Origin of the sequence: Nitratireductor aquimarinus (assembly GCF_017255295.1) — a bacterium.
Taxonomy (GTDB): Bacteria; Pseudomonadota; Alphaproteobacteria; order Rhizobiales; family Rhizobiaceae; genus Nitratireductor; species Nitratireductor aquimarinus.
Genome location: NZ_JAFKDE010000003.1, coordinates 191,897 through 215,201, shown reverse-complemented (window position 1 = coordinate 215,201; position 23,305 = coordinate 191,897). Strand labels below are relative to the sequence as shown.

The 23,305-nt window shown below is 61.5% G+C and carries 22 protein-coding genes; 8 read left to right on the top strand and 14 right to left on the bottom strand.

Annotation, left to right across the window (positions count from 1 at the left end; genetic code table 11):
• The 6 genes from JYP46_RS05735 to coaD all read right to left on the bottom strand — a co-directional run bounded on the left by JYP46_RS05735 (position 1) and on the right by coaD (position 5,534).
• Complete coding sequence (locus JYP46_RS05735) at positions 1-1,410, bottom strand: circularly permuted type 2 ATP-grasp protein (RefSeq protein ID WP_206547520.1); 1,410 nt, start codon at positions 1,408-1,410, stop codon at positions 1-3.
• A gap of 151 nt (positions 1,411-1,561) precedes the next feature.
• A complete protein-coding gene (tgt, locus tag JYP46_RS05730; RefSeq protein ID WP_113155255.1) occupies positions 1,562-2,692 on the bottom strand; it encodes a tRNA guanosine(34) transglycosylase Tgt in 1,131 nt (376 codons plus the stop codon).
• Positions 2,689-3,765: a tRNA preQ1(34) S-adenosylmethionine ribosyltransferase-isomerase QueA gene (gene queA / locus JYP46_RS05725; protein WP_206545239.1), complete on the bottom strand. Its 1,077-nt coding sequence runs from the start codon at positions 3,763-3,765 to the stop codon at positions 2,689-2,691. Before queA ends, tgt begins: the two co-directional genes overlap by 4 nt.
• Before the next feature lie 54 nt (positions 3,766-3,819).
• A complete protein-coding gene (locus JYP46_RS05720) occupies positions 3,820-4,296 on the bottom strand; it encodes a peptidylprolyl isomerase (RefSeq protein ID WP_113155257.1) in 477 nt (158 codons plus the stop codon).
• Positions 4,297-4,424: 128 nt separating this feature from the next.
• Complete coding sequence (locus JYP46_RS05715; protein WP_206545238.1) at positions 4,425-5,015, bottom strand: peptidylprolyl isomerase; 591 nt, start codon at positions 5,013-5,015, stop codon at positions 4,425-4,427.
• Positions 5,016-5,033: 18 nt separating this feature from the next.
• A complete protein-coding gene (coaD, locus tag JYP46_RS05710; protein ID WP_113155259.1) occupies positions 5,034-5,534 on the bottom strand; it encodes a pantetheine-phosphate adenylyltransferase in 501 nt (166 codons plus the stop codon).
• A 220-nt stretch (positions 5,535-5,754) separates the two neighbouring features.
• Here coaD and JYP46_RS05705 point away from each other — a divergent pair, with 220 nt between their 5' ends.
• A complete protein-coding gene (locus JYP46_RS05705) occupies positions 5,755-5,901 on the top strand; it encodes a hypothetical protein (protein ID WP_206545237.1) in 147 nt (48 codons plus the stop codon).
• A 48-nt stretch (positions 5,902-5,949) separates the two neighbouring features.
• On the opposite strand, the gene gyrA is transcribed toward JYP46_RS05705, so the two are convergent.
• Positions 5,950-8,817 carry a DNA gyrase subunit A gene (gyrA, locus tag JYP46_RS05700; RefSeq protein ID WP_206547519.1) on the bottom strand — a complete coding sequence of 956 codons (2,868 nt, stop codon included), beginning with the start codon at positions 8,815-8,817 and terminating at the stop codon, positions 5,950-5,952.
• 231 nt (positions 8,818-9,048) lie between these two features.
• Between gyrA and JYP46_RS05695 the strand changes: the two genes are divergently transcribed.
• Complete coding sequence (locus JYP46_RS05695; protein WP_206547518.1) at positions 9,049-9,681, top strand: MarC family protein; 633 nt, start codon at positions 9,049-9,051, stop codon at positions 9,679-9,681.
• Positions 9,682-9,767: 86 nt separating this feature from the next.
• Entirely contained in the window at positions 9,768-10,490 is a 723-nt protein-coding gene (gene lexA, locus JYP46_RS05690) for a transcriptional repressor LexA (protein WP_206547517.1), read from the top strand.
• A 92-nt stretch (positions 10,491-10,582) separates the two neighbouring features.
• Here lexA and JYP46_RS05685 read toward each other — a convergent pair whose 3' ends face one another.
• Positions 10,583-12,088, bottom strand: a complete 1,506-nt coding sequence (locus JYP46_RS05685) for an NAD(P)H-hydrate dehydratase (protein WP_206547516.1) — start codon at positions 12,086-12,088, stop codon at positions 10,583-10,585.
• 281 nt (positions 12,089-12,369) lie between these two features.
• Between JYP46_RS05685 and JYP46_RS05680 the strand changes: the two genes are divergently transcribed.
• Complete coding sequence (locus JYP46_RS05680; RefSeq protein ID WP_007009552.1) at positions 12,370-12,708, top strand: P-II family nitrogen regulator; 339 nt, start codon at positions 12,370-12,372, stop codon at positions 12,706-12,708.
• A gap of 68 nt (positions 12,709-12,776) precedes the next feature.
• Positions 12,777-14,186, top strand: a complete 1,410-nt coding sequence (gene glnA / locus JYP46_RS05675; RefSeq protein ID WP_113155264.1) for a type I glutamate--ammonia ligase — start codon at positions 12,777-12,779, stop codon at positions 14,184-14,186.
• Positions 14,187-14,249: 63 nt separating this feature from the next.
• Here glnA and JYP46_RS05670 read toward each other — a convergent pair whose 3' ends face one another.
• A complete protein-coding gene (locus JYP46_RS05670; RefSeq protein ID WP_222473926.1) occupies positions 14,250-15,026 on the bottom strand; it encodes a hypothetical protein in 777 nt (258 codons plus the stop codon).
• Positions 15,027-15,064: 38 nt separating this feature from the next.
• On the opposite strand from JYP46_RS05670, the gene JYP46_RS05665 reads away from it, so the two are divergent.
• The 3 genes from JYP46_RS05665 (at position 15,065) to JYP46_RS05655 (ending at position 17,704) form a co-directional block, all read left to right on the top strand.
• Positions 15,065-15,337 carry a DUF4212 domain-containing protein gene (locus JYP46_RS05665; protein WP_113155266.1) on the top strand — a complete coding sequence of 91 codons (273 nt, stop codon included), beginning with the start codon at positions 15,065-15,067 and terminating at the stop codon, positions 15,335-15,337.
• Between the two features lie 12 nt (positions 15,338-15,349).
• Positions 15,350-17,161: a sodium:solute symporter family protein gene (locus JYP46_RS05660; RefSeq protein ID WP_113155267.1), complete on the top strand. Its 1,812-nt coding sequence runs from the start codon at positions 15,350-15,352 to the stop codon at positions 17,159-17,161.
• A gap of 165 nt (positions 17,162-17,326) precedes the next feature.
• Positions 17,327-17,704, top strand: a complete 378-nt coding sequence (locus tag JYP46_RS05655; RefSeq protein WP_210343937.1) for a YggT family protein — start codon at positions 17,327-17,329, stop codon at positions 17,702-17,704.
• A 370-nt stretch (positions 17,705-18,074) separates the two neighbouring features.
• Here the strand turns inward: JYP46_RS05655 and JYP46_RS05650 are convergent, their stop codons facing one another.
• From JYP46_RS05650 to JYP46_RS05630, 5 genes are all read right to left on the bottom strand, one after another.
• Positions 18,075-18,869 carry an ATP12 family chaperone protein gene (locus JYP46_RS05650; protein ID WP_206547515.1) on the bottom strand — a complete coding sequence of 265 codons (795 nt, stop codon included), beginning with the start codon at positions 18,867-18,869 and terminating at the stop codon, positions 18,075-18,077.
• Positions 18,870-18,942: 73 nt separating this feature from the next.
• Positions 18,943-19,923 (bottom strand): RluA family pseudouridine synthase, encoded by a 981-nt coding sequence (locus JYP46_RS05645; protein WP_206547514.1) that lies wholly within the window; start codon positions 19,921-19,923, stop codon positions 18,943-18,945.
• A gap of 51 nt (positions 19,924-19,974) precedes the next feature.
• The gene (crcB, locus tag JYP46_RS05640; RefSeq protein ID WP_113156310.1) at positions 19,975-20,352 is read right to left on the bottom strand and encodes a fluoride efflux transporter CrcB; all 378 of its coding nucleotides are present in this window, start codon (positions 20,350-20,352) and stop codon (positions 19,975-19,977) included.
• A 46-nt stretch (positions 20,353-20,398) separates the two neighbouring features.
• Positions 20,399-21,712: a replication-associated recombination protein A gene (locus JYP46_RS05635; RefSeq protein WP_206545231.1), complete on the bottom strand. Its 1,314-nt coding sequence runs from the start codon at positions 21,710-21,712 to the stop codon at positions 20,399-20,401.
• 70 nt (positions 21,713-21,782) lie between these two features.
• Positions 21,783-23,288, bottom strand: a complete 1,506-nt coding sequence (locus tag JYP46_RS05630; RefSeq protein WP_244974846.1) for a DegQ family serine endoprotease — start codon at positions 23,286-23,288, stop codon at positions 21,783-21,785.
• Positions 23,289-23,305 lie beyond the last annotated feature (17 nt).

The following is a 23,305-nucleotide window of genomic DNA, read 5'->3' as shown; positions in this document are numbered from 1 at the left end:
TTAATCATCGAGCACCCATGTGTCCTTGGTGCCGCCGCCCTGTGAGGAATTCACCACCAGAGATCCCTTCTTGAGCGCCACCCGTGTCAGCCCGCCCGGCACGATGCGGATGCGGTCGGAGACCAGAACGAAGGGGCGCAGATCGACATGCCGCGGCGCCAGCCCCTTGCCGGTCATGATCGGGCAGGTGGAAAGCGAAAGCGTCGGTTGTGCGATATAGTTCTTCGGCCGCGCCCTGAGCTTTGCGGCGAAGGCCGAAAGCTCCTTCTTCGAGGCTGCGGGACCCACAAGCATGCCGTAACCGCCCGAGCCGTGCACCTCCTTCACCACCAGTTCGTCCAGATGGTCGAGCACATAGGCAAGACTGTCGGGCTCCGAGCAGCGCCAGGTGGGCACATTGGGCAGGATGGCCTTGCTGCCCGTGTAGAACTCGACGATTTCCGGCATGTAGGAATAGATCGCCTTGTCATCGGAAATGCCGGTTCCGGGCGCGTTGGCGATGGTGATGTTGCCGGCGCGGTAGACATCCATGATGCCCGGCACGCCCAGCACGGAATCGGACCGGAAGGTCAGCGGGTCGAGATAGTCGTCATCGATGCGCCGATAGAGGACGTCGATACGCTTGTAGCCCTGTGTGGTGCGCATGGCGACGTGCCCGTCCACCACCCGCAGATCCGGCCCTTCGACCAGCTCCACGCCCATCTGGTCGGCCAGAAAAGCGTGTTCGAAATAGGCGGAGTTGAAGCTGCCCGGCGTGAGAACGGCCACCGTCGGCGCGCCTTCGCAGTTCTGCGGCTTCACCGCATTGAGCGACTGGCGCAGGAGCCGGGGGTAATGCTCCACCGGCAGCACCTTCACCTGCTGAAACAGCTCCGGAAAGAGCTGCATCATCGTTTCGCGGTTCTCCAGCATGTAGGAGACGCCCGACGGTGTGCGGGCATTGTCCTCCAGAACGAAGAAATCGTTCTCGCCGGTGCGCACGATATCGACACCGGTGATGTGCGTGTAGACGCCACCCGGCGGCCGCACGCCGATCATCTCGGGCAGGAAGGCCTCATTGTTGGATATGATCTCCCTGGGAAGGCGCCCTGCCCGCAGGATTTCCTGCCGGTGATAGATGTCTTCCAGAAAGGCGTTGAGCGCCTGAACCCGCTGCTCAATGCCCTGAACGAGCCTGCGCCACTCCTTGCCGGAAATGATGCGCGGAACGATGTCGAAGGGAATGAGACGCTCAGCCGCTTCCTGCTCGCCATAGACCGCGAAGGTGATGCCCGTTCTGCGAAACACACGCTCCGCGTCGTCGGCCTTCTTCTTGAGGCGTTTGGGATCCTGCCGGTCGAACCAGCGCTGATAATCTTCGTAGGGATCTCGTGCCTGGCCCCCCAGGCGCATCTCGTCGAATGGTGTCAAGAAATGCTCCTCTCACGAGCATTTCAACGGGGATACAGCCAAAAAGCAAGTCGTTTCTATAACTTACCGAAAACGCGCCCGGATTGGGCGCGTTCTGCGCATGATCCGGGCACTGCGCCGATCTCTTGAGCAATGATCGCAGCGTAGCCGATCAGAGCGGCGGCAGGTCGCCTTTTTCCCAGGCAGCGGTGATTTCGGCAGCGCGCTCGGCAAAGCGGCCGGCCTCGATGGCGTCGCGAATATCCTGCATCAGAGACTGGTAATAGGCGAGATTGTTCCAAGTCAGAAGCATGCCTGCGAGCGACTCGCCCGACTTCACCAGATGATGCAGATAGGCGCGCGAATAATCACGGGCTGCCGGGCAATCGCTCTCTTCATCCAGCGGGCGCAGATCTTCCGCATGGCGGGCATTCTTCAGATTAATCTTGCCCCGGCGCGTGTAGGCAAGGCCGTGCCGGCCGGCGCGCGTCGGCATCACGCAGTCGAACATGTCTATCCCGCGCGCCACCGATTTAAGAATGTCGTCAGGCGTGCCGACGCCCATGAGATAGCGCGGCTTTTCGACCGGCAGAACAGGGCAAGTGGCTTCCAGCATCTCAAGCATCACCGCCTGCGGCTCGCCGACGGCCAGACCGCCAACGGCATAGCCCTTCAGGTCCATCGCAGCGAGTGCGGCAGCGGAACGCTCGCGCAGATGCGGTTTGTCGCCGCCCTGCACGATGCCGAACATGGCCTTGCCCGGCTGATCGCCAAAGGCGGTCTTGCAACGCTCGGCCCAGCGCAGCGAAAGCTCCATCGCGCGCTCGATCTCTTTTTCTTCCGCCGGCAGCGCAACGCATTCGTCGAGCTGCATCTGGATATCGGATCCGAGCAGCCCCTGAATTTCGATGGAGCGCTCCGGCGGCATCTCGAACACCTGGCCGTCCACATGCGAGCGGAAGGTGACGCCCTTCTCGGTGATCTTGCGCAGTTCCGACAGCGACATCACCTGAAATCCGCCCGAATCCGTGAGGATCGGATAGGGCCAGCGCGCGAATTCGTGCAGTCCGCCCAGCCGCGCCATGCGCTCCGCACCCGGCCGAAGCATCAGGTGATAGGTGTTGCCGAGGATGATGTCGGCCCCCAGATCGCGCACCTGGTCCATATACATGGCCTTGACGGTGCCCGCCGTTCCCACCGGCATGAAAGCCGGTGTGCGGATCGTGCCGCGCGGCATGGTGATCTCGCCACGGCGGGCCTTTCCGTCCGAAGCGAGAAGGCGAAAGGTGAACCGGTCACTCACGGTTGGTCATCCCTGAAAAGCAGGCTGGAATCGCCATAGGAATAAAAGCGGTACTCATTGCTGATCGCGTGCTCATAGGCGCGCTTCATGCGTTCCGTGCCGCAGAAGGCCGAAACCAGCATGAACAGCGTCGAGCGCGGCAGGTGAAAATTCGTCATCAGCACATCGACGGTGCGGAAGCGATAGCCGGGCGTGATGAAGATGTCGGTCGCGCCGGACCAGGCTTCAAGCGCGCCCGTTCGTTGCGCCGCACTTTCCAGAAGCCTGAGCGATGTGGTGCCGACCGAGACGATCCTGCCACCCCGCGCCCGCACGGCGTTCAGCGCGGCAGCGGTCTGCGCGCTCACCTCGCCACGCTCAAAATGCATCTTGTGGTCGTCCGTATCGTCGACCTTCACGGGCAGAAAGGTGCCCGCCCCCACATGCAGCGTCACGAAGTGCCGCTCAATGCCGGCCGCATCCAGCGCCTGCATGAGTTCCGGCGTGAAGTGGAGCCCGGCCGTGGGCGCAGCCACCGCACCTTCCTCGCGGGCGTAAACCGTCTGATAATCGGTATCGTCGCGCGCATCTTCGGCGCGCTTTCCGGCAATGTAGGGCGGCAGGGGCATGTGGCCCGCAGCCGCAATCGCCTCATCCAGAACCGGACCGGAAAAGTCGAACACCAGCAGGGCTTCGCCGCCCTCGCCCTTTTCGGCGACGGTTGCTTCCAGCGTTCCCAGAAAGCAGCTTTCGCCATCATGGCCGAACTGGATGCGTTCGCCCTGCTTCACCCGCTTTGCGGGTTTCAGGAAGGCGCGCCAGCGGTCCGGGCCTTCGCGCATATGCAGCGTGGCCTCGATGCGGGCCTGAGCCTCGCCACGGCGGCGGATGCCGGAAAGCCGGGCCGGAATGACCTTGGTATCATTGAAAACGAGTGCGTCGCCGGGCTGAAGCAGCGACGGCAGGTCGCGGACCACGCGATCTTCAAGCGTGTCATCGCGAACCAGAAGCATGCGCGCGCAATCGCGCGGACTGACAGGCCGCAGCGCAATGCGCTCTTCGGGGAGATCGAAATCGAAAATATCTACGCGCATGGCAGGTAAGGCCGGAAAGAGACCGGGCGGCGACTGCCGCCCGGTGTCAGGAATTTAAGCGACGTCAGCCGCAACACGCATGGTGATGATGGAATCGGGCTCCGAAACCGGCTCACCGCGCTTGATCTTGTCGATGCTGTCCATGCCTTCGACCACCTGGCCCCAGGCCGAGTACTGACGGTCAAGCCACGGAGCCTTGTCGAAGCAGATGAAGAACTGCGAGTTGGCGGAATTCGGGTTCTGCGAACGGGCCATCGAGCAGGTGCCGCGCTCATGCGCCGTGTTGGAGAATTCGGCCTTGAGGTCCGGCTTGTCGGAACCGCCCATGCCGGTGCCCGTCGGGTCGCCGGTCTGCGCCATGAAACCGTCGATCACGCGGTGGAACACGATGCCATCGTAGAAGTTCTCACGGGCCAGTTCCTTGATGCGCTTCACATGCTCGGGCGCAACGTCCGGGAAGAGTTGGATCACGACCTTGCCCTTGGTCGTCTCCATCACGATCGCGTTTTCCGGATCCTTGATATCAGCCATTTTTGTACCTTTCTTGTATCGACGCGGTTAGAGCGTTTGCGCTTTTCGGTGAATCGGGAAAACGCTCTAATGCATTGGTTTTGCGCAGTTCCGGACGGAAAAATGTTCCCGCTTTTCCTGGAACCGCTTTAATTCGCGCTGTCGCTCGCCATGCGTGCTTTCAGAACCTTGTCCGGGTTCTGCACCATGCCGTTTCTTGCGGAATCACCCTTCTTGATCTTGTCGACCAGCTCCATGCCCGATTCGACCTCGCCGATCACGGTATATTGGCCGTTGAGGTGCGAGGCGGGGGCAAACATGATGAAGAACTGGGAATTTGCGGAATTCGGATCCTGCGAGCGGGCCATGCCGACCGTGCCGCGCGCAAAGTCTGCATCGGAGAACTCAGCGGGAAGATCGGGCTTTTCCGAACCGCCGGTGCCAACCAGACGCGCATCGAAACCATCTTCCACATCGCCGAACTGGACATCGCCGGTCTGCGCCATGAAGCCATCGATCACGCGGTGGAACGCGACATTGTCGTAAGCGCCTTCGGCCACCAGAGCCTTGATCTGTTCGACATGCTTGGGAGCCAGGTCAGGCCGCAGTCCGATGGTGACATCGCCGTTCTTGAGCGTGAGAATCACCGTGTTTTCGGGTTCGGCTGCAGTAGCAACGCCAAGACCGATCATGAGTGCACCGGCCACGAGCGCAGACGAGGCAAGCTTGCGAAGCTGCATGAAACTCTCCTTTTGGTTTCAGGCGGGGAATTTGGCTTTGAGCGCTTCCAGAACAACGGAAGGAACGAATGGCGCTATATTTCCGCCCATGGAAGCGATCTGCCGTACAAGTGTGGCGGTAATTGTGCGCACGGAAGGACTTGCCGGCAAAAAAACAGTCTGCAGGTCGGGCGCCATGGTTTCATTCATGCCCGCCATCTGCATTTCATAATCAAGATCGGTGCCATCGCGCAGGCCGCGGATCATGATCGATGCGCCATGCTCGCGCGCCGCATCGATGACCAGCCCGTCAAACGCGACAACCTCGATGCGCCCGGCATCGTCACCAAGCTCGGCCAGCGCAGAGCGCTGGATCAATGCGACGCGCTCCTCGTAGGAAAAAAGCGGCTTCTTGCCCGGGTGAAGGCCGATCCCGACGACAATGCGGTCAGATACCGTGAGCGCGCCCTTGAGCACATCCAGGTGGCCATTTGTCAGTGGATCGAAAGACCCGGCATAAAAGGCTGTTCGTTCGGTCATGGCGTGCTTTTATCCGTCTTGCCGGGCGATGGCAATTCAGCAATCACGCCAGGGCAGCCCCGTCGGGCACAAGGCCGCAGAGCGCATGAACGAGGCATGAACGCCCCATTCAAGAACGGTTCGAACCAGTTGGGCTAGTCAGGACACCAATGGCAGGGAGAGCGCCAGCCATGAAACCAAATGGCGTCTCTCTTCGTTAACAGGCCAAAGGAGACAAGCCATGCTTATCTTTACGCTCGCTGCCGCAATGACCGTCGCCATGCTGATCGCAACGGCGGTCGGCCTTCATGAAGAGGCCAACCGCATCAAGCTGGAAAACCGCGTGCGCAACACGGGCCGCAACACGGGTCATAGCCGCCTGCGTTAAAGGGCAGGAACGGATCCCTGCCCCTTACGTTTGGAAGAAGGCTGCCGATTATTCGGCAGCGCCCTCGCCGCCAGAAGCACCGTCTTCGCCAGCGCCATTGTCGGCACCAGTGTCAGCGCCATTGTCGGGCGTATCCGCGTTGGCGGCAGGAGCATCCCCCGCCTCGGCTGCGGCTTCTCCGTCCAGCGCTTCCATCTCTTCTTCTTCGGCCTGCGTATCGGAAATACGCTCAACCGAAACCACCTTCTCGCCCTTGGCCGTGTTGAAGATGGTCACGCCCTTGGTGGCGCGGCTTGCGATGCGGATGCCACCGACCGGAACGCGGATGACCTGACCGGCATTGGAAACCAGCATGATCTGGTCTTCCTGCTCGACCGGGAACGCCGCGATGAGCGGACCGATCTCGCCGGTTTTGGAGACATCGGTGGCGCGAATGCCCTTGCCGCCACGTCCGGTGACACGGAAGTCGTAGCTGGACGAGCGCTTGCCATAGCCGAACTCGCTGACGGTCAGCACCATCTGCTCGCGCGCCTGAAGCTCTTCGAAGCGCTCCGTGGACAGGCTTTCCTCCTCACCGACATCCTCGTTGGTGAGCGCCACTTCCTCTTCTTCACCCGAAGCCTGACGCCGCTCGGCGGCGGCCTGCTTGAGATAGGCAGCGCGTTCGGCCGGGCTTGCCTCCACATGGGCCAGAATGGCCATGGAGATGACCCGGTCGCCCTCGGCCAGATTGATGCCGCGCACGCCGATCGAGTTGCGCCCGGCGAAGACGCGTACATCGGTGACGCAGAAGCGGATGCACTGCCCCGAAGCCGCCGTCAGCAGAACGTCGTCGTCTTCGGTACAGGTGAAGACGCCGAGGATCTCGTCGCTCGGATCATCCAGCTTCATGGCGATCTTGCCATTGCGGTTGACCTGAACGAAATCCGACAGCTTGTTGCGCCGCACCGTGCCGCGCGTGGTGGCGAACATGACGTCCAGCGCGCCCCAGCTCTCTTCATCCTCCGGAAGCGGCATGATCGTGGTGATGCTCTCGCCCTCTTCGAGCGGCAGCATGTTGCGCAGGAACTTGCCAACCGATTGCGGCGTACCGACCGGCAGACGCCAGACCTTCTCCTTGTAGACAATGCCACGCGAGGAGAAGAACAGGATCGGCGTGTGGGTGTTGGCGACGAAGAGCTGTGTGACGAAATCCTCGTCCTTGGTCGACATGCCCGAGCGGCCCTTGCCGCCACGCGCCTGCGCCCGGTAGATCGAAAGCGGCACGCGCTTGATATAGCCCTTGCGCGTGACCGTGACGACCATGTCCTCACGCTGGATCAGATCCTCATCGTCGAGATCTGCGCCACCTTCGGTGATCTCGGTGCGGCGCGGCGTGCCGAACTCGTCGCGCACGCCGATGAGCTCGTCCTTGACGATCTGCTGAATGCGGGCGCGCGAAGACAGAATCTCGAGGAAATCCGCGATCTCCACACCGATCTTGTTCAATTCGTCGGCGATCTCGTCGCGTCCGAGCGCGGTGAGGCGCTGGAGACGCAGCTCGAGGATCGAACGCGCCTGTTCTTCGGACAGATTGTAGGTGCCATCCTCATTGATGCGGTGACGCGGATCATCGATCAGCAGGATCAGCGCTTCCACATCGGAGGCCGGCCAGCGGCGCTCCATCAACTGCTCGCGCGCGGTCTGCGGATCGGGCGCGTGACGGATGAGCTTGATCACCTCGTCGATATTGGCAACGGCAATCGCCAGGCCAACGAGGACGTGCGCGCGCTCGCGCGCCTTGCGCAGCAGGTACTTGGTGCGCCGGCTGACCACTTCCTCGCGGAAGTAGACAAAGGCCTGGAGCAGATCAAGCAGGTTCATCTGTTCCGGCTTGCCGCCGTTGAGCGCCACCATGTTGGCGCCAAAGGAGGTCTGAAGCGGCGTGAAGCGGTAAAGCTGGTTCAGCACCACATCGGCAACGGCGTCGCGCTTCAGCTCGACCACGACGCGGTAACCCTGACGGTCACTCTCGTCGCGAATGTCGGAAATGCCTTCAATGCGCTTGTCGCGGACCAGCTCGGCCATCTTTTCGATCATCGACGCCTTGTTCACCTGATAGGGAACTTCGGTGATGATGATCGCTTCGCGATCATTGCGCGCCGGCTCGATCGAGACCTTGCCGCGCATGAGGATCGAGCCGCGGCCCGTCTCATAGGCGCTGCGAATGCCCGAACGGCCGAGAATCAGGCCGCCGGTCGGGAAATCGGGACCGGGAATGATCTCCTGCAACTGCGACAGGCCGAGTGCGGGGTTCTCGATCAGCGCCACGCAGCCATTGATGACTTCGACCAGATTGTGCGGCGGAATGTTCGTCGCCATGCCGACGGCGATGCCACCCGAACCATTGACCAGAAGGTTCGGATAGCGCGCCGGAAGCACGCGCGGCTCGCTGGAGGAGCCGTCATAGGTGTCCTGAAAATCGACCGTGTCCTTGTCGATGTCTTCCAGAAGCTCATGCGCACCCTTGGTGAGACGCGACTCGGTGTAACGCATTGCCGCTGGCGGATCGCCGTCGATGGAGCCGAAATTGCCCTGCCCGTCGACCAGCGGCAGGCGCATGGACCAGTTCTGCGCCATACGCACCAAGGCGTCGTAGATGGCGGCATCGCCGTGCGGGTGGTATTTACCCATCACGTCGGCAACGGGGCGGGCCGATTTCACATATTTGCGGTTCCAGTGGTAACCGCTCTCATGGGATGCATAGAGAATGCGCCGATGCACCGGCTTCAGACCATCGCGTGCATCCGGCAGGGCGCGGCTCACGATCACGCTCATCGCATAATCGAGATAAGAGCGCTGCATCTCCTCGACAATGGAAATCGGCTCGATTTCGTCGGGCTCGCCCGATCCGTTCGGCGTCGTCTGGTCAGTCAAAACGTGTCACATTCTTAATGAGGAATCACATACTCTTTATATATGAGCCGTCAGCGATTCTCCAATTGAGCATCCGTTTTTGATGACGGAAATCCAACGCAATTTCAGGCGCATACGAACCTCCTGGGGATGAGCGCCTTGACAAATTGCCGCAGGAAGCGAGCCTGCGTGAAGAATGAGGGCTTTTCCCTCGCATCCAAGCTGGGCTAGAGAGGCCGCAAGGAGAACCCGATGCCTGGTTACGATACCGTTTTCAACGCCTTCGTCACATTGCTGGTAACCGTCGATCCGCCAGGGCTTGCGCCGCTCTTTCTGGCGCTGACAGCGGGCATGAACCGCTCGGAGCGCAATCAGGTGGCCGTGCGCGCAGCCATCATCGGATTCGCCGTTCTGGCCCTGTTCGGCGTCGCTGGCAGCGCCATTCTGGCCGTGTTCGGCATCACGCTTCCCGCCTTCCGCGTGGCAGGCGGCCTGCTTCTGTTCTTCATCGCCTTCGAGATGATCTTCGAGCGCCGCCAGGAGCGCCACGAAAAGAGCGCCGAGCGCGCGATCACGCGCGACATGATCCGCAACATCGCCGCCTTCCCGCTGGCCATTCCGCTGATCGCGGGTCCCGGCGCCATCTCGGCGACCGTGCTTCTTTCGGGCGAGTTCAATTCGATTCTTGGCACCATCGCGCTGCTCGGCATCCTGCTTGGAACGATCCTCCTCACCTATGCCGTTTTCACGCTGGCGGAGCGCGTGGACCGCTTTCTGGGCGAAACGGGACGCTCCATCCTGACGCGCCTCCTGGGCGTCATTCTGGCAGCCCTCGCGGTCCAGTTCGTGGCAGACGGAGCCAAGGCGCTTTTCGCTGCGCCATAGGCGCTGCAACCGGACGGTTGCGGAACACAACTGGAACATATAGAGTATGTTCTGGTTTTGTTTTTAACTGATTCTCGGTGGCGCCCATGCTGACCCGCAAGCAGCACGAACTTCTTCTGTTCATCCATGAACGACTGAAGGAGACCGGAATCCCGCCCTCCTTCGATGAAATGAAGGAGGCGCTCGACCTCGCCTCCAAGTCCGGCATTCACCGGCTGATCACGGCTCTGGAGGAGCGCGGCTTCATTCGCCGGCTCCCGAACAGGGCGCGTGCGCTGGAGGTTCTGCGGCTTCCCGATTCCATCGCGCCGGGCCTCAATTCCGGCGCGCGCGGCTTTTCGCCAAGCGTCATCGAGGGCAGCCTCGGCAAGACGCCCGCGCCAGCGGCCTCCAAGCCTGCCGCCAGCAATGATGACGCGCTTTCCGGCGTCGTTTCCGTACCTGTCATGGGCCGCATCGCTGCCGGTGTCCCCATCGACGCCATTCAGCACCAGACCCATTCCATCGCGGTTCCGCCGGACATGCTTACCGGTGGCGATCACTACGCGCTTGAGGTCAAGGGCGACTCGATGATCGATGCGGGCATTTTCGATGGCGACACGGTGATCATCCGCGAGACGCAGACCGCCAATCCCGGCGAGATCGTCGTGGCGCTGGTGGATCAGGAAGAGGCAACGCTGAAGCGTTTCCGCCGCAAGGGCGCATCGATTGCCCTTGAAGCCGCCAATCCGGCTTACGAAACCCGTATCTTCGGCCCCGACCGCGTCAAGGTGCAGGGTCGCCTCGTCGGCCTGATGCGCCGCTACTGAGTTTAAGACTATCCGGGGCGGCTTCAGGCATGCCCCGGCTCCGATGCCATCCGGCATCCAGAATGCGCGCTCTTTTCAAGCTCGGCGTCGGTTCAGCCAACATCGTCCGGGAGGAGCGCCTGGAAGACATGCGGAAGCATCTCGGGTAGGTCTTCCGCAATCAGGCCCCGGCCAAACATCCCGCCAGCCTCTGCATGCAGCCACACGCCGGCCGATGCCGCCTCGAAGACCGGCATGCCCTGCGCCAGAAGGCTGGCCACAATCCCGCACAGAACATCGCCAGAGCCCGCCGTCGCCAGGAAACGCGATCCATTGGTGTTGATGGCCGCGCGCCCGTCCGGGCAGGCCACGACCGTATCCGCCCCCTTCAGAATGATCACCGCTCCGGAGCGCTCTGCCGCTGCGCGCGCACGCTCCACCTTCGACATGGAAGCGTCAGCCGCAAGGTCGCCGAAGAGGCGCGCGAATTCACCGTCATGCGGCGTCAGCACGGTCGCTAAGGCGGAGCTTCTCACTTGCTCGAAGAGCGTATCGGGCGCATCGGCAAAGGCGGTGATGGCGTCGGCATCCAGCACCAGCCCTTTCAGCCCTTCATCGTGCTCCAGAAAACCCAGCGCGAAGCTGCGCGTGCGCTCGCCTGTGCCGGCTGCCGGGCCGAGAACAGCGGCTGTCGGTTTTCGCTCATCGAGGAAGGCGATGAGTTCATCCACTGCCTCCGCCTTGCGCAGCATGATTGAGGTCAGGTGCATCGCGTTCACCGACAGGGCGTTTGCAGGCGAAAGCACCGTCACGGCCCCTGCCCCTGCGCGCGCCGCGCCACGCGCGGCAAGCCGCGCTGCACCAGTGGATGCGCCACCGCCCGAAACAACCGCCACATGACCACGCACATATTTATGCGCATCGATCTCCACCGCCGGCACGCTGTCACGCCAGAGCGCCGGACCATTTTCCCAAAGGGCGATATCCATTGATGCAAGCGCCGTCTCGGCAATGCCGATATCGACCACGACCAGCTCGCCACACAGGCGTCGACCGGGCATGAGCAGATGCCCCGGCTTTTTGCGGAAAAACGTGACGGTCAGGTCCGCATTGAAGCAGCTGCCGAGGGGCTTGCCCGTGAGACCCGAAAGACCGGACGGAAGATCGACGGCAACCACCGGGACGCCCGCAGCCGCAACCCGCTCGATGAGTTCGGCCTCGATGCCCGCGATTGGCTTTGAAAGCCCGGCGCCATAGAGCGCGTCAACCACCAGCCAGCCGGCCTCGGGGCGAAAATCGGCCAAAGCCTCGGGCGTTACAAAACAGTCCTCGCGCGCCCTGGCGGCATCGCTGTCTTCCCGCGGCGCAGCATCGGCGAACAGGCGAACATTGACGCCGCGCTCGGCCAGAAGCCGCGCAATGACATAGCCGTCACCGCCATTGTTGCCCGGTCCGCAGAGAACCGCGACGCCAGCAGCGCCGGAAAACCGCTCGAGGATAAGATCAGCCACCGCCGCGCCGGCATTGCGCATCAGCCCGTACCCGTCATGAGGGCCGGCTGCGATGGCCGCGCGATCCACATTGCCCATTTCTTCAGGTGTCAGAACAACCATACGCATAACAAGCTGCCGCTTTCTTCGGCTCATTGCATATTTTTTAAGCAAGTCTCAAACTGCGAACCGCACCGCATGGTTCCCATCTTGCTATCCGGGGGCGCTCGCCTAGCATGCCAAAGCCGGAGAAAACCGCGTCGCGCCAATTCTCAAGACGCAGAATGCAGCGTTTGGCACGCAACATGCAAGGCTCTGTCACGAGTTGGCATGTTTCGTGCTTCAACCGAACCGGAGCAATAAGGGATGCGGACCATCCGTCCCCGAACCCATTTGGAGGCCACCGAGGCATGAAAAAGGTCGAAGCGATCATCAAACCCTTCAAGCTCGATGAGGTGAAGGAGGCCCTTCAGGAAATCGGCCTTCAGGGCATCACCGTCATCGAGGCGAAGGGTTTCGGACGCCAGAAAGGCCACACCGAGCTCTATCGCGGGGCGGAATATGTCGTCGACTTCCTCCCCAAGGTGAAGATCGAGGTCGTCCTGCCGGACGAAACCGTCGACGCCGCCATCGAGGCGATCCGCAAGGCAGCCCAGACAGGCCGCATCGGCGACGGCAAGATCTTCGTCACCAATGTTGAAGAGGTCATCCGCATCCGCACCGGCGAGACCGGCGCAGACGCAGTCTGACCCCAACCACCAGTTCCCGGACCCGGTCCGGATCATCAGGCAAGCTCATCGCAAACAGGAAAGCGAATATGACCACAGCACAAGACATCATGAAGCAGATCAAGGAAAACGACGTAAAGTTCGTCGATCTTCGCTTCACGGATCCAAGAGGCAAGCTTCACCATGTCACGATGGATGTCACGGCCGTGGATGAGGACATGTTCGCCGATGGCGTCATGTTCGACGGCTCGTCCATTGCCGGCTGGAAGGCGATCAACGAGTCCGACATGGTTCTGATGCCGGAGCCCGACACGGCGCACATGGACCCGTTCTTCGCCCAGTCCACGATGGCCATCGTCTGCGACATTCTCGACCCGATCTCCGGCGAGGCCTACAACCGTGACCCGCGCGGCACCGCCAAGAAGGCAGAAGCCTTCCTCAAGGCCGAAGGCTTTGGCGACACCGTCTATGTGGGCCCGGAGCCGGAATTCTTCGTCTTTGACGACGTGAAGTACAAGGCCGATCCCTACAACACCGGCTTCAAGCTCGACTGCAGCGAACTGCCGTCCAACGACGACGCCGACTACGAGACCGGCAATCTGGGCCACCGTCCGCGCATGAAGGGCGGCTATTTCCCGGTTCCGCCGATCGACTCCGCACAGGACATGCGCTCCGAGATGCTCACGGTCCTGTCCGAAATGGGCGTGATCGTTGAAAAGCACCACCACGAGGTGGGTGCTGCGCAGCACGAACTCGGCATCAAGTTCGAGACGCTCCTGAAGAGCGCCGACAGCGTTCAGAAGTTCAAATACGGCGTTCACCAGGTCGCCAATGCCTATGGCAAGACCGCAACCTTCATGCCGAAGCCGATCTATGGCGACAACGGATCGGGCATGCACGTCCACCAGTCGATCTGGAAAGACGGCAAGCCGACCTTTGCCGGCAATGAATATGCCGGTCTGTCCGAGAGCTGCCTCTACTATATCGGCGGCGTCATCAAGCACGCCAAGGCGATCAACGCCTTCACCAACCCGATCACCAACTCCTACAAGCGTCTGGTGCCCGGTTTTGAAGCCCCGGTCCTGCTCGCCTATTCGGCGCGCAACCGTTCGGCATCCTGCCGCATTCCGTTCGGCTCCTCGCCGAAGGCAAAGCGCGTCGAGGTTCGCTTCCCCGATCCGGGCGCAAACCCCTACCTCGCATTCGCAGCGCTGCTGATGGCCGGCCTCGACGGCATCAAGAACAAGATCCATCCCGGCCAGGCCATGGACAAGGATCTCTACGATCTGCCGCCGAAGGAGCTCAAGAAGGTGCCGACCGTCTGCGGTTCGCTGCGCGAAGCCCTCATGGCGCTCGACAAGGACCGCGGCTTCCTGAAGGCCGGCGGCGTGTTCGACGACGATCAGATCGACGCCTATATCGAGCTGAAGATGTCGGAAGTGCTGCGTTACGAGATGACGCCGCACCCGGTCGAGTTCGACATGTACTATTCCGTTTGATCGCTACTGTTGGGGCGATCAGGGCTCCGTCTTCGGACGGGGCCCTTTTTTATTGCGGCGTGCTCAAGTGACCGACTGCGCCCGCCAGTCCTGCGCCAGTTCAGGAAGCTCTGCGCGTTCGCGGAACGAGCGCGTCACTTCACCGAAGGCGAAGCGGATCGAGTTCTCCACGATCTCACGGTCATACCGCTTGAGTTCGTCAGCGATCGGCGCCCATTTGAAAAGCGCCTTTGGGCTTTCGGTAAAGCAATCTGCGGCCAGCGCCGCATTCTGCCAGTGAACATCCGCAATACGCTTCACGAAAGCGCTGCGCCAGGCCTCCACCGTACCGGCATCGGGCAGCACACCGCCATTGTCCGCAAGTCCGGCCTCGTGACAATGAAGCGCCAGCGTGCGTGCCTCTTCCCCCTCCAGCGCGCCACCAGAGGCCACCCTGGCAACGGCATGAACCGTCAGATCCGAGAGACAGGCGGCAAATACATGCAGCTTGGCGATGTTGATGGATTCAACAAAGACATCATCCTCGAACATGGATGGATAGCGCGTGCCCATGCGCGCCTTCAGATATCCATAGAGCTTCTTCTGTGCGACGAAAGATGAACGTGTGCAAACAAAGTCGCACATGATCCCGACAGTATTGATCGCTGTATTTTCACGCCGGAAACGCATGCGTGCTGCGGCTTCCCGCAAGAATAAAATGCCTTTCGACCACTCAACACCCATTGCGTGCTTCCCGTTACATACGACCAATGTCTCGATTTTCATTGAACTTGAGATGCCCAATGCTTGAGGCATTCCATTGTGATTCCAATTCCACAGAACCGCAATGGTGACATCCAACGACTTTCGTCGCTGACGTTTTTAGGGAGGAGGACAGCATGTCCGCTAATAACGCAGATGATGTGAGGGATCGCTACTGGGCAAAGACCAGAAACCTGACGATTGTGGTTCTGACGCTCTGGGCATTCTTCGCGCTTGTCGTGCCAGCCATGGTTTCGACGCTGGATCAATACACGTTCCTGGGCTTCCCACTCGGTTACTACATGATCGCCCAGGGTTCTCTGCTGGCCTTTGTCATCATCATCTGGGTGCAGAACTGGCGCCAGGATGCAATCGATGACGAGTTCGGCTTCGGCGAAGAAGACGAATAGGGAGGAACCGGCATGGCCTTATTACAGGGACGGTTCATTGATAATATCGGCCGGGTGTACACGCTCTACACCGGCGGTTTTCTAGCATTCATCCTCTTGATGGCGCTGTTGGAGCAATTCGGCGTGGGCGCCGACACGATCGGCATTCTGTTCGTGGCCTTCACCATCGGCATCTATGCCCTCATTGGCTGGTTATCGCGCACAATGGAGGTCGACGCCTACTATGTCGCCGGCCGACAGGTTCCTGCCGTCTATAACGGCATGGCGACGGCGGCCGACTGGATGTCGGGCGCATCTTTCGTGGCTCTGGCCGGCGGTGTCTATTTCGGCGGTTATGGCTACATGGCCTTCATCGTCGGCTGGACCGGCGGTTACGTGCTCGTCAACTCGCTGATGGCGCCCTATCTGCGCAAGTTCGGCTGCTACACGGTTCCAGACTTCATCGGCACGCGCTATGGCGGCAATCTTGCCCGTCTGTGCGCCGTGATCGTGCTTGTGGTCGCGTCCTTTACCTATGTGACGGCGCAGATCAACGCCACCGGCACCATCGCCGCCCGCGCACTTCACATTCCGTTCTCCTGGGGTGTCTGGTTCGGCCTTCTGGGCATTCTCTTATGCTCGATGCTCGGCGGCATGCGCGCCGTGACATGGACGCAGGTCGCACAGTACATCGTTCTCATCGTCGCCTATCTGGTGCCGGTGATCTGGATGTCCAACGTGCAGGGTTTTGGCCTGATCCCGCACTTCACCTATGGCGATGCAGCCTCCACCATGGCGCAACTCGAAGCGCAGTTTGGGCTCAACCCGCCAGCCGAGGCCATTCCGGGTCTCTCGGTGCTCACCACCCCACATACCGGCCCGGTGGGCGATTACGCGGAGTGGAGGTTCATCACGCTCGCACTCGTCATGATGTGCGGCACGGCATCCCTGCCCCATATCCTGATGCGCTACTTCACCACGCCGACCGTGCGCGCTGCGCGTAAATCGGTCGCCTGGTCGCTGCTCTTCATCTTCCTGCTGTACTTCACGGCGCCGGCTCTCGCCACGCTGACGAAGCTGCAGCTTCTCGATCCCAGCCTGCCGACGGCAATCATCGGCAAGCCGTTTGAAGAAGTAGCCTCGCTCGCGTGGATTCAGAACTGGGCAAGCGTGGGCTTCCTGGCCATCGCCGACCAGAATGGCGACGGTATCCTGCAGCTGAACGAGTTCTTCATGCGGCCGGACATCGTGGTGCTGGCAACGCCTGAAATCGCGGGTCTTCCCTATGTGATTTCCGGCCTGGTCGCCGCTGGCGGCATGGCGGCAGCCATGTCGACTGCCGACGGCCTTCTGCTGGCCATCGCAAACGCACTCAGCCACGATCTCTACTACAAGATGATCGACCCGAAGGCAGACACTGCCGTCCGACTCGTCGTCGCCCGCATCCTGCTTCTGGGCATCGGCGCACTGGCGGCCCTGATCGCATCGCTGCAGCTCACCGGCATTCTCGGTGCAGTCGCGTGGGCGTTCTGCTTCGCGGCATCCGGCCTCTTCTTCCCGCTCTGTCTGGGAGTGTGGTGGAAACGGGCAAACCGCGCAGGCGCAGTCGCCGGCATGGCCGCCGGCTTCACCGCCGGCACGCTCTACCTCTACTATGTCTACACCGGCGGAACGCCATGGTTCGGTCTCGACCATCTGCGCTTCGGCATTGTGGGCATGGCGGTGAGCCTGGTCTCCATGGTGGTGGTCACCCTGCTGACACCGGCTCCGGATGAGGAAATCCAGCGCATGGTGGAAGAAACCCGCGTGCCGACAGGCCCGTCCATTCTTTCCGACCAGCACTGAACAGTGCCAGATCGCCGTGCATCCATTCGAACGCACGGCGATCTAAACAATTGATCGAACACCGGAACAGCCGAAAACCGGATTCCACTTTTCGATCCGATGCTCTAGGGTTTCGAAGTCAGGGGCGGGTTCTCCCGCCCCTGAATCACGCGGGGGAGATACTGCATGCAGGAAACGGTCGCCATACAGGAAACGATGGCCGCATTCCCGATCTGGGTGCTGGCGCTGGATTACATTCTCGGCGTCGTCATGTGGACGCTGATCGGCCGCGCCGCCATGAGCATTTTCCTGCCGGAAGATTCCAGTTTCTTCTTCATGCGCTTTTTCGTCCGTGCGACGAACCCGATCCTGAAATTCTTTCGCCCCATCACGCCCCGTTTTCTGCTGGAACCGCTGGTGCCGATCTATGTGGCTTGGTTCTTTTTCATGATCCGCTTCTATCTCATGCCGTGGCTGCTCGGCTATTCGGTGATGGGCATGCTGTCATTCCCGCTCGAAAGCGAGATCTCCGCCGTGCTCTACAAGATGTTTGGCGGAAGCTAGATAGCCGCGCGTCCATTCTGACACAGCGGGGCGCAACGCCCTGCTGCATAGACCCGGTGCGTGGTCCGACAGGCTCACCATGAGGGAAGTCGCGCCCGGCAGTGAATCCTGATCAAAGGCATTACCGCAGGTTTGACCGCCAATGCCCTTCCTCATGGTGAGCCTGTCGAACCACGCACCGCACTGTCAACACGAAATGACCGCGCTCCGACGAACACAGGAGCAGCCGTGTTCTCAATCGAAAAGCGGCTTCCACTTGTCAGCCCAACGCCTTTAAAACCCGCACACAAATGCGAAACCGCCCTGCCTTCCGGCAGAGCGGTGGAGTTTCTCACTGCTTGATGGGCTGATGCCGCCCGGAAATACGCCGTCAGTCGTCCAGCGCACGCAGGAGCGTTGCAGCGCCCATCATGTCGCGCTGACGCGCGGAGCGCCGCAGTGTGGCTTCTGAATCCTCGCCCCACAGGCCGATGTTCCAGTCCTCATCCACATGCGCCGCCGACCAGGCCTCATCCGGCGTGAGCTCCCGCGCCTCGACGGCAAGCGACAGAAGAGCCGATCCCATAAGCGTCGTCATCACGTGGAGAGCGGCAAGGCGGAACGGCTCGTTCTTCTGGCGCATATAAGCGCTGACGGCGGCAATCGCTTCACGCGGCTGCTCCACATGGATCACGCCTTCGGCCAGAACGAAATGCGCGCCCATATGCTGCTGCGCCCAGTCCAGAACCGGGTCCCAGGCCTGCGCCTGCAACTCGACGAGACGTTCAGGAGACGGCGCGCGGTAGCAGACAAGATCGCCGGTCACATAGCGCAGAACATCTTCGAGAACAGTCTGCGCGTGAGCCGCGACACCGTCGATGGCGGTGTTCACCAGCCGGGTCACCGGCATGGTGGCCGGATCGATCTCATCGCCCTGCGCTTCATATTCGCGCGCCACCAGAAGCGCCGTCGCTTCGTTCGGCAGCAGAACGGTGTTGGCGCTCGGCGTGCGTACGCTCTTGCCGTCGAGCTGCACGGCAAAACCGCCCTCTTCCTGTGCGGCAACCGCCACATCCTTGTAGAAGCGCTTGGGCAGCGGCTTCTTCATTGTGCTTTGCGCACGCCGGATCGGGTCCAGCTCGGCTGGCGTCTTTCCATCTTCGAGGTCGTTCAGAAGGTCACGCATGGCTGTTCATATAGTGAGTGTTGGCAATTTGGCGAGTGAAACGACGCAAAGGGTGCGCGATTCAACACCGCCATCAATCTTCGGCGGAGGCTTCGTCAAAGCCCAGAAGGTTCCAGCTCTGACGCATGTGTGGCGGCAGCGGCGCCGTCACATCGATCTTGCCGCCACCCGGATTGGGAATGATGATGCGCCGGGCATGCAGGTGCAGACGCTTCTGAATGCCGCCCGGGAACTCCCAGTTCTGATCGGCCTCGAAATATTTCGGATCACCGATGATCGGGCAGCCGATATGGGCGGCATGCACGCGCAGCTGGTGGGTGCGGCCGGTATAGGGTTCCATCTCGAGCCACGAGAGCGCACTGCCGGCGGTTTCGATGACCCGGTAGTTGGAAACCGCATGGTCGGAATCGGGTTCGCCATGCTTGACCACCCGCATGCGGTCGCCATCCGGAGTCTGCTCTTTGGCGAGCCAGGTGGAAATGCGCGCCTCATCCCGGTTCGGAACGCCCTTCACAAGCGCCCAATAGGTTTTCTTGGTGTCGCGCGCGCGAAACGCCTCGGCAAGCCGCATGGCAGCCTGGCGCGTGCGCGCAACCACAAGAACACCGGAAGTGTCGCGGTCCAGACGATGCACCAGCCGGGGCTTCTCGCCCTTCTTGTTGCGCAGCGCTTCCAGCATGCCGTCGACGTGCCGGTTCACACCGGAGCCACCCTGCACGGCAAGGCCGGCCGGCTTGTTGAAGACATAGACCTTCGGGTCTTCATAAAGCAGCATCTGCATCAGCGCTTCAGCGTCGCCAGTGTTGCGCAGGCTGTGTGCGGTGGTCTGTCCGCCGCCCTTGCGGTCCACTTCCAGCGGCGGCACGCGCACCACCTGCCCCGGCTCAAGCCGCGTATCGGCTTTGGCGCGGCTGCCGCTCACCCGGATCTGGCCGGAGCGCAGGAGCTTCTGCAAATGCCCGAATCCGAGCCCCGGAAAATGCGCCTTGAACCAACGGTCCAGCCGCATTCCGTTCTCTTCCTTGTCCACTTCGATCTGCTGAACGCCAGCCATTTCACCTATCCATTGAAAACACCGCCCCGGGCGAGATGTAAAAACATCGCCTCAGGCGAAATGCCGAACCAGCCACAGGCCGGCGAAAAGCGCGGCAATCGCGCCGCAAACACTGACGAGCACATAAGACGCCGCAACCAGCCCTTCGCCGCGTTCCCACAGAACCGCGACATCGAGCGAGAAGGCCGAGAAGGTGGTGAACCCGCCAAGCAGCCCCGTCGCCATGAAAAGCCGCAGCTCGGGAGACGCACCCGTTCGCCGCGCCAGCCATTCGATGAATGCACCCATGACGAAAGACCCGACCAGGTTCACCGTCAGCGTTCCCCAGGGAAAGCCCAACCCCAGAAGGCGCATGGCGGCAAGCCCCGTAAGATGTCGAAGGCTGGCCCCGACGGCACCGCCGATGGCGACGATCAGCAAATGACTCATGGCGCTCTTTTCGCAGAAGCTGCGCAAAAATCAACAACTGCGCGCATTACGGTTCACCGCGCTCCCTGCGCAATCGCGCCCAGTAGTCGAGCCGCTTGCGGATTTCGCGCTCAAAGCCGCGCTCTGGCGGGTCGTAGTAGCGCCGGCGCCCCATCTCCTCGGGGAAGTAGTTCTGGCCCGAAAACGCATCCGGCGCGTCATGGTCATAGGCATAACCTTTGCCATAACCGCTTTCCTTCATCAGCTTGGTCGGCGCGTTGAGAATGTGTTTGGGCGGCAAAAGAGAACCGTTCGCCTTGGCGTCGGCAAATGCCTGTTTGAACGCGGTATAGACGCCGTTGGATTTCGGCGCGGTCGCCAGATAAACACAGGCCTGCGCAAGCGCCAGTTCGCCTTCGGGAGACCCCAGATATTCATAGGCGTCCTTGGCGGCGGTGGCGATGCCCAGCGCCTGCGGATCGGCAAGCCCGATATCCTCTACCGCCATGCGGACGAGCCGGCGGCCGATGTAGAGCGGATGCTCACCGGCATCGAACATGCGGCAAAGATAATAGAGCGCGGCGTCGGGGTCGGAACCGCGCACCGATTTGTGCAGCGCCGAGATCAGATTGTAATGCCCGTCCTGTCCCTTGTCGTAGACCGGTGCACGCCGTTGCGCCACGCGCTGAAGACCTTCGGCGTCAAACACCTCGCCTTCGCGCGCCGCGCGCCAGACCTCTTCGGCCAGGGTCAGCGAGGCGCGGCCGTCACCATCGGCCATGCGCACGAGCACGGCCCGCGCTTCCTCGTCCAGCGGCAGCGCCTTGCCTTCAAGCGCTTCCGCCCGCTCCAGAAGCCGCATCAGGCTTTCCGCATCAAGCGTGTTGAAGTTCAGGACGCGCGACCGCGATAAAAGAGCGGCGTTGAGTTCGAAGGACGGGTTTTCGGTTGTTGCGCCAACCAGAACCACGGTCCCGTCTTCCATGACCGGCAGAAAGGAATCCTGCTGCGAACGGTTGAAGCGATGGATCTCGTCGACGAAGAGCAGCGTCTGCCGCCCCTGGCTGCGCCGCAGCCTGGCGGCCTCAAACACCTTTTTGAGATCCGCCACACCGGAAAAGATCGCCGAAATCTGCTCAAACGCGAGATCCGTTTCCCCCGCGAGAAGCCGCGCGACCGTGGTCTTGCCCGTGCCGGGCGGCCCCCAGAAGATCAACGAACCGAGCGACCGGCTCGCAATCATGCGGGTCAGAATGCCGTCCGGTCCGGTCAGATGCTCCTGCCCGACGACTTCGTCCAGCTTCATCGGCCGCAGGCGATCCGCCAATGGCCGGTTCATGGCCGGCTGGGCATCGTCGGTCTTGGCGAAAAGGTCACTCATCGGTCATTCGTTTCCAAGTGGCATTTCCAGTGGCGCGGTCCCAGACAGGAAACTGCCAGGGTTTCGGGCGTCAGAAACGCAGTCTCTGGCGCAGTATGCGTCCATCGCGTTCGATGGCAAAGGCCCAGCGACGGCCAGTGTCTCGCGCCACCACCTGCATGGTGTCAGCATCCTCGATCTCTATCCCATTCACCTCGCGAATGATATCGCCGGGGCGCAGGCCCACACTGCCGGCAGGCGAACGGCGCTCCACATCAAGGATCACGACACCCTTCTTGTTGAGCGGCAGTTTCAGGCGCTGGGCAAGCCGTGGCGAAAGCGTTGCGATGGATGCGCCGGCGAACGGCCCCTGCCCATCGAGCTGAAGGGTCTGTGGTTCGCCGCCATCCGACAGGCGCTCCAGACGGAATTTCAGTTCCTGTGTGTTGCCGTCACGCAGGATGCGGATAACGCCTTCGTCCTCCAGTGGATGCGTGACCAGCCGGTATTCAAGCGCATCGGGATGCTGGATATCCGCATCATCCATGGCCACCACCACATCGCCGGGACGCAGACCTGCCTTGACCGCCGGGCTCTCCGGCGCGATTTCACGCACCAGCGCTCCGACAGGACGGTCCATGCCGAGCGCTTCGGCAATCTGGGCGGTAACGGGATCGAAGGATGCGCCAAAGAAGGGACGCTCAAACGTCTCCGCACCATCAAGCGCAGCATTCACCACCGCGCGCACCATATTGGCCGGAATGGCGAAACCGATGCCGATGGAACCGCCACTGCGACTGACGATGGCCGTGTTGATGCCGATTACCTGTCCGCGCATGTCGATCAGCGCACCACCGGAATTGCCCGGATTGATGGCGGCATCGGTCTGAATGAAGAAACCGAAATCCGACACGCCCACATGGCTGCGTGCAAGGGCTGAAACGATGCCGCTCGTGGTCGTCTGGCCCACACCGAAGGGATTGCCAATGGCCAGAACCAGATCACCGACCTCAAGTGCGTCGGAATCGCCAAGCCGAACGGCCGGAAACGCCTCATCGTCCTGAATTTTGAGCACCGCCAGGTCGAGGGCCTTGTCCTTCAGGAGAATCTCGCTCTCAAATTCGCGGCCATCGGCAAGCGCAACCTTCACCTCATCCGCATCGCTGATGACGTGATTGTTCGTCACGATCACGCCGCTCGGGTCAACCAGAACGCCGGAGCCCAGTGATGAGCGTACGCGCGGCGGCATTTGCGGCCGGCCGAAAAACTGTTCGAAGAACGGGTCACCCATGAACGGCGAACGGACCTGCACGGTCGACGAGGCGTAGACATTCACCACGGCAGGCGATGTTTCGCGCACAAGCGGCGCAAAGGAAAGCTGGATGTCCTCGCGTCCGAATGGCACGCGCCGCTCAGCGCCGTCGGAAACCGGGGCCTGAAGCTCAGCCGGCGCATCAGCGTCACTCTTCAAAAGCCCGGAAAGAAATCCGCGCAGGGTCCCGCCCCCGCTTTCCTGGGCAAGCGCTGCCCCGGTGGTGATTACGCCCACCGCTACAACGAGAGCAACGACCCTTAGAAAATCAGAACGCATCCGCATATGCCTGGCCTCGATCA

Bases quoted from the DNA above. Each gene is read 5' to 3' on its own strand.
- JYP46_RS05685 (WP_206547516.1), bottom strand. From the start codon at position 12,088: ATGCGTATGGTTGTTCTGACACCTGAAGAAATGGGCAATGTGGATCGC.
- JYP46_RS05715 (WP_206545238.1), bottom strand. From the start codon at position 5,015: ATGCAGCTTCGCAAGCTTGCCTCGTCTGCGCTCGTGGCCGGTGCACTC.
- JYP46_RS05680 (WP_007009552.1), top strand. From the start codon at position 12,370: ATGAAAAAGGTCGAAGCGATCATCAAACCCTTCAAGCTCGATGAGGTG.
- JYP46_RS05650 (WP_206547515.1), bottom strand. From the start codon at position 18,869: ATGCGTGACCTTCTGAACGACCTCGAAGATGGAAAGACGCCAGCCGAG.
- JYP46_RS05645 (WP_206547514.1), bottom strand. From the start codon at position 19,923: ATGGCTGGCGTTCAGCAGATCGAAGTGGACAAGGAAGAGAACGGAATG.
- coaD (WP_113155259.1), bottom strand. From the start codon at position 5,534: ATGACCGAACGAACAGCCTTTTATGCCGGGTCTTTCGATCCACTGACA.
- JYP46_RS05660 (WP_113155267.1), top strand. From the start codon at position 15,350: ATGGCCTTATTACAGGGACGGTTCATTGATAATATCGGCCGGGTGTAC.
- crcB (WP_113156310.1), bottom strand. From the start codon at position 20,352: ATGAGTCATTTGCTGATCGTCGCCATCGGCGGTGCCGTCGGGGCCAGC.
- JYP46_RS05695 (WP_206547518.1), top strand. From the start codon at position 9,049: ATGCCTGGTTACGATACCGTTTTCAACGCCTTCGTCACATTGCTGGTA.
- JYP46_RS05720 (WP_113155257.1), bottom strand. From the start codon at position 4,296: ATGGCTGATATCAAGGATCCGGAAAACGCGATCGTGATGGAGACGACC.
- JYP46_RS05655 (WP_210343937.1), top strand. From the start codon at position 17,327: ATGCAGGAAACGGTCGCCATACAGGAAACGATGGCCGCATTCCCGATC.
- glnA (WP_113155264.1), top strand. From the start codon at position 12,777: ATGACCACAGCACAAGACATCATGAAGCAGATCAAGGAAAACGACGTA.
- queA (WP_206545239.1), bottom strand. From the start codon at position 3,765: ATGCGCGTAGATATTTTCGATTTCGATCTCCCCGAAGAGCGCATTGCG.
- lexA (WP_206547517.1), top strand. From the start codon at position 9,768: ATGCTGACCCGCAAGCAGCACGAACTTCTTCTGTTCATCCATGAACGA.
- JYP46_RS05665 (WP_113155266.1), top strand. From the start codon at position 15,065: ATGTCCGCTAATAACGCAGATGATGTGAGGGATCGCTACTGGGCAAAG.
- JYP46_RS05705 (WP_206545237.1), top strand. From the start codon at position 5,755: ATGCTTATCTTTACGCTCGCTGCCGCAATGACCGTCGCCATGCTGATC.
- JYP46_RS05630 (WP_244974846.1), bottom strand. From the start codon at position 23,288: ATGCGGATGCGTTCTGATTTTCTAAGGGTCGTTGCTCTCGTTGTAGCG.
- JYP46_RS05635 (WP_206545231.1), bottom strand. From the start codon at position 21,712: ATGAGTGACCTTTTCGCCAAGACCGACGATGCCCAGCCGGCCATGAAC.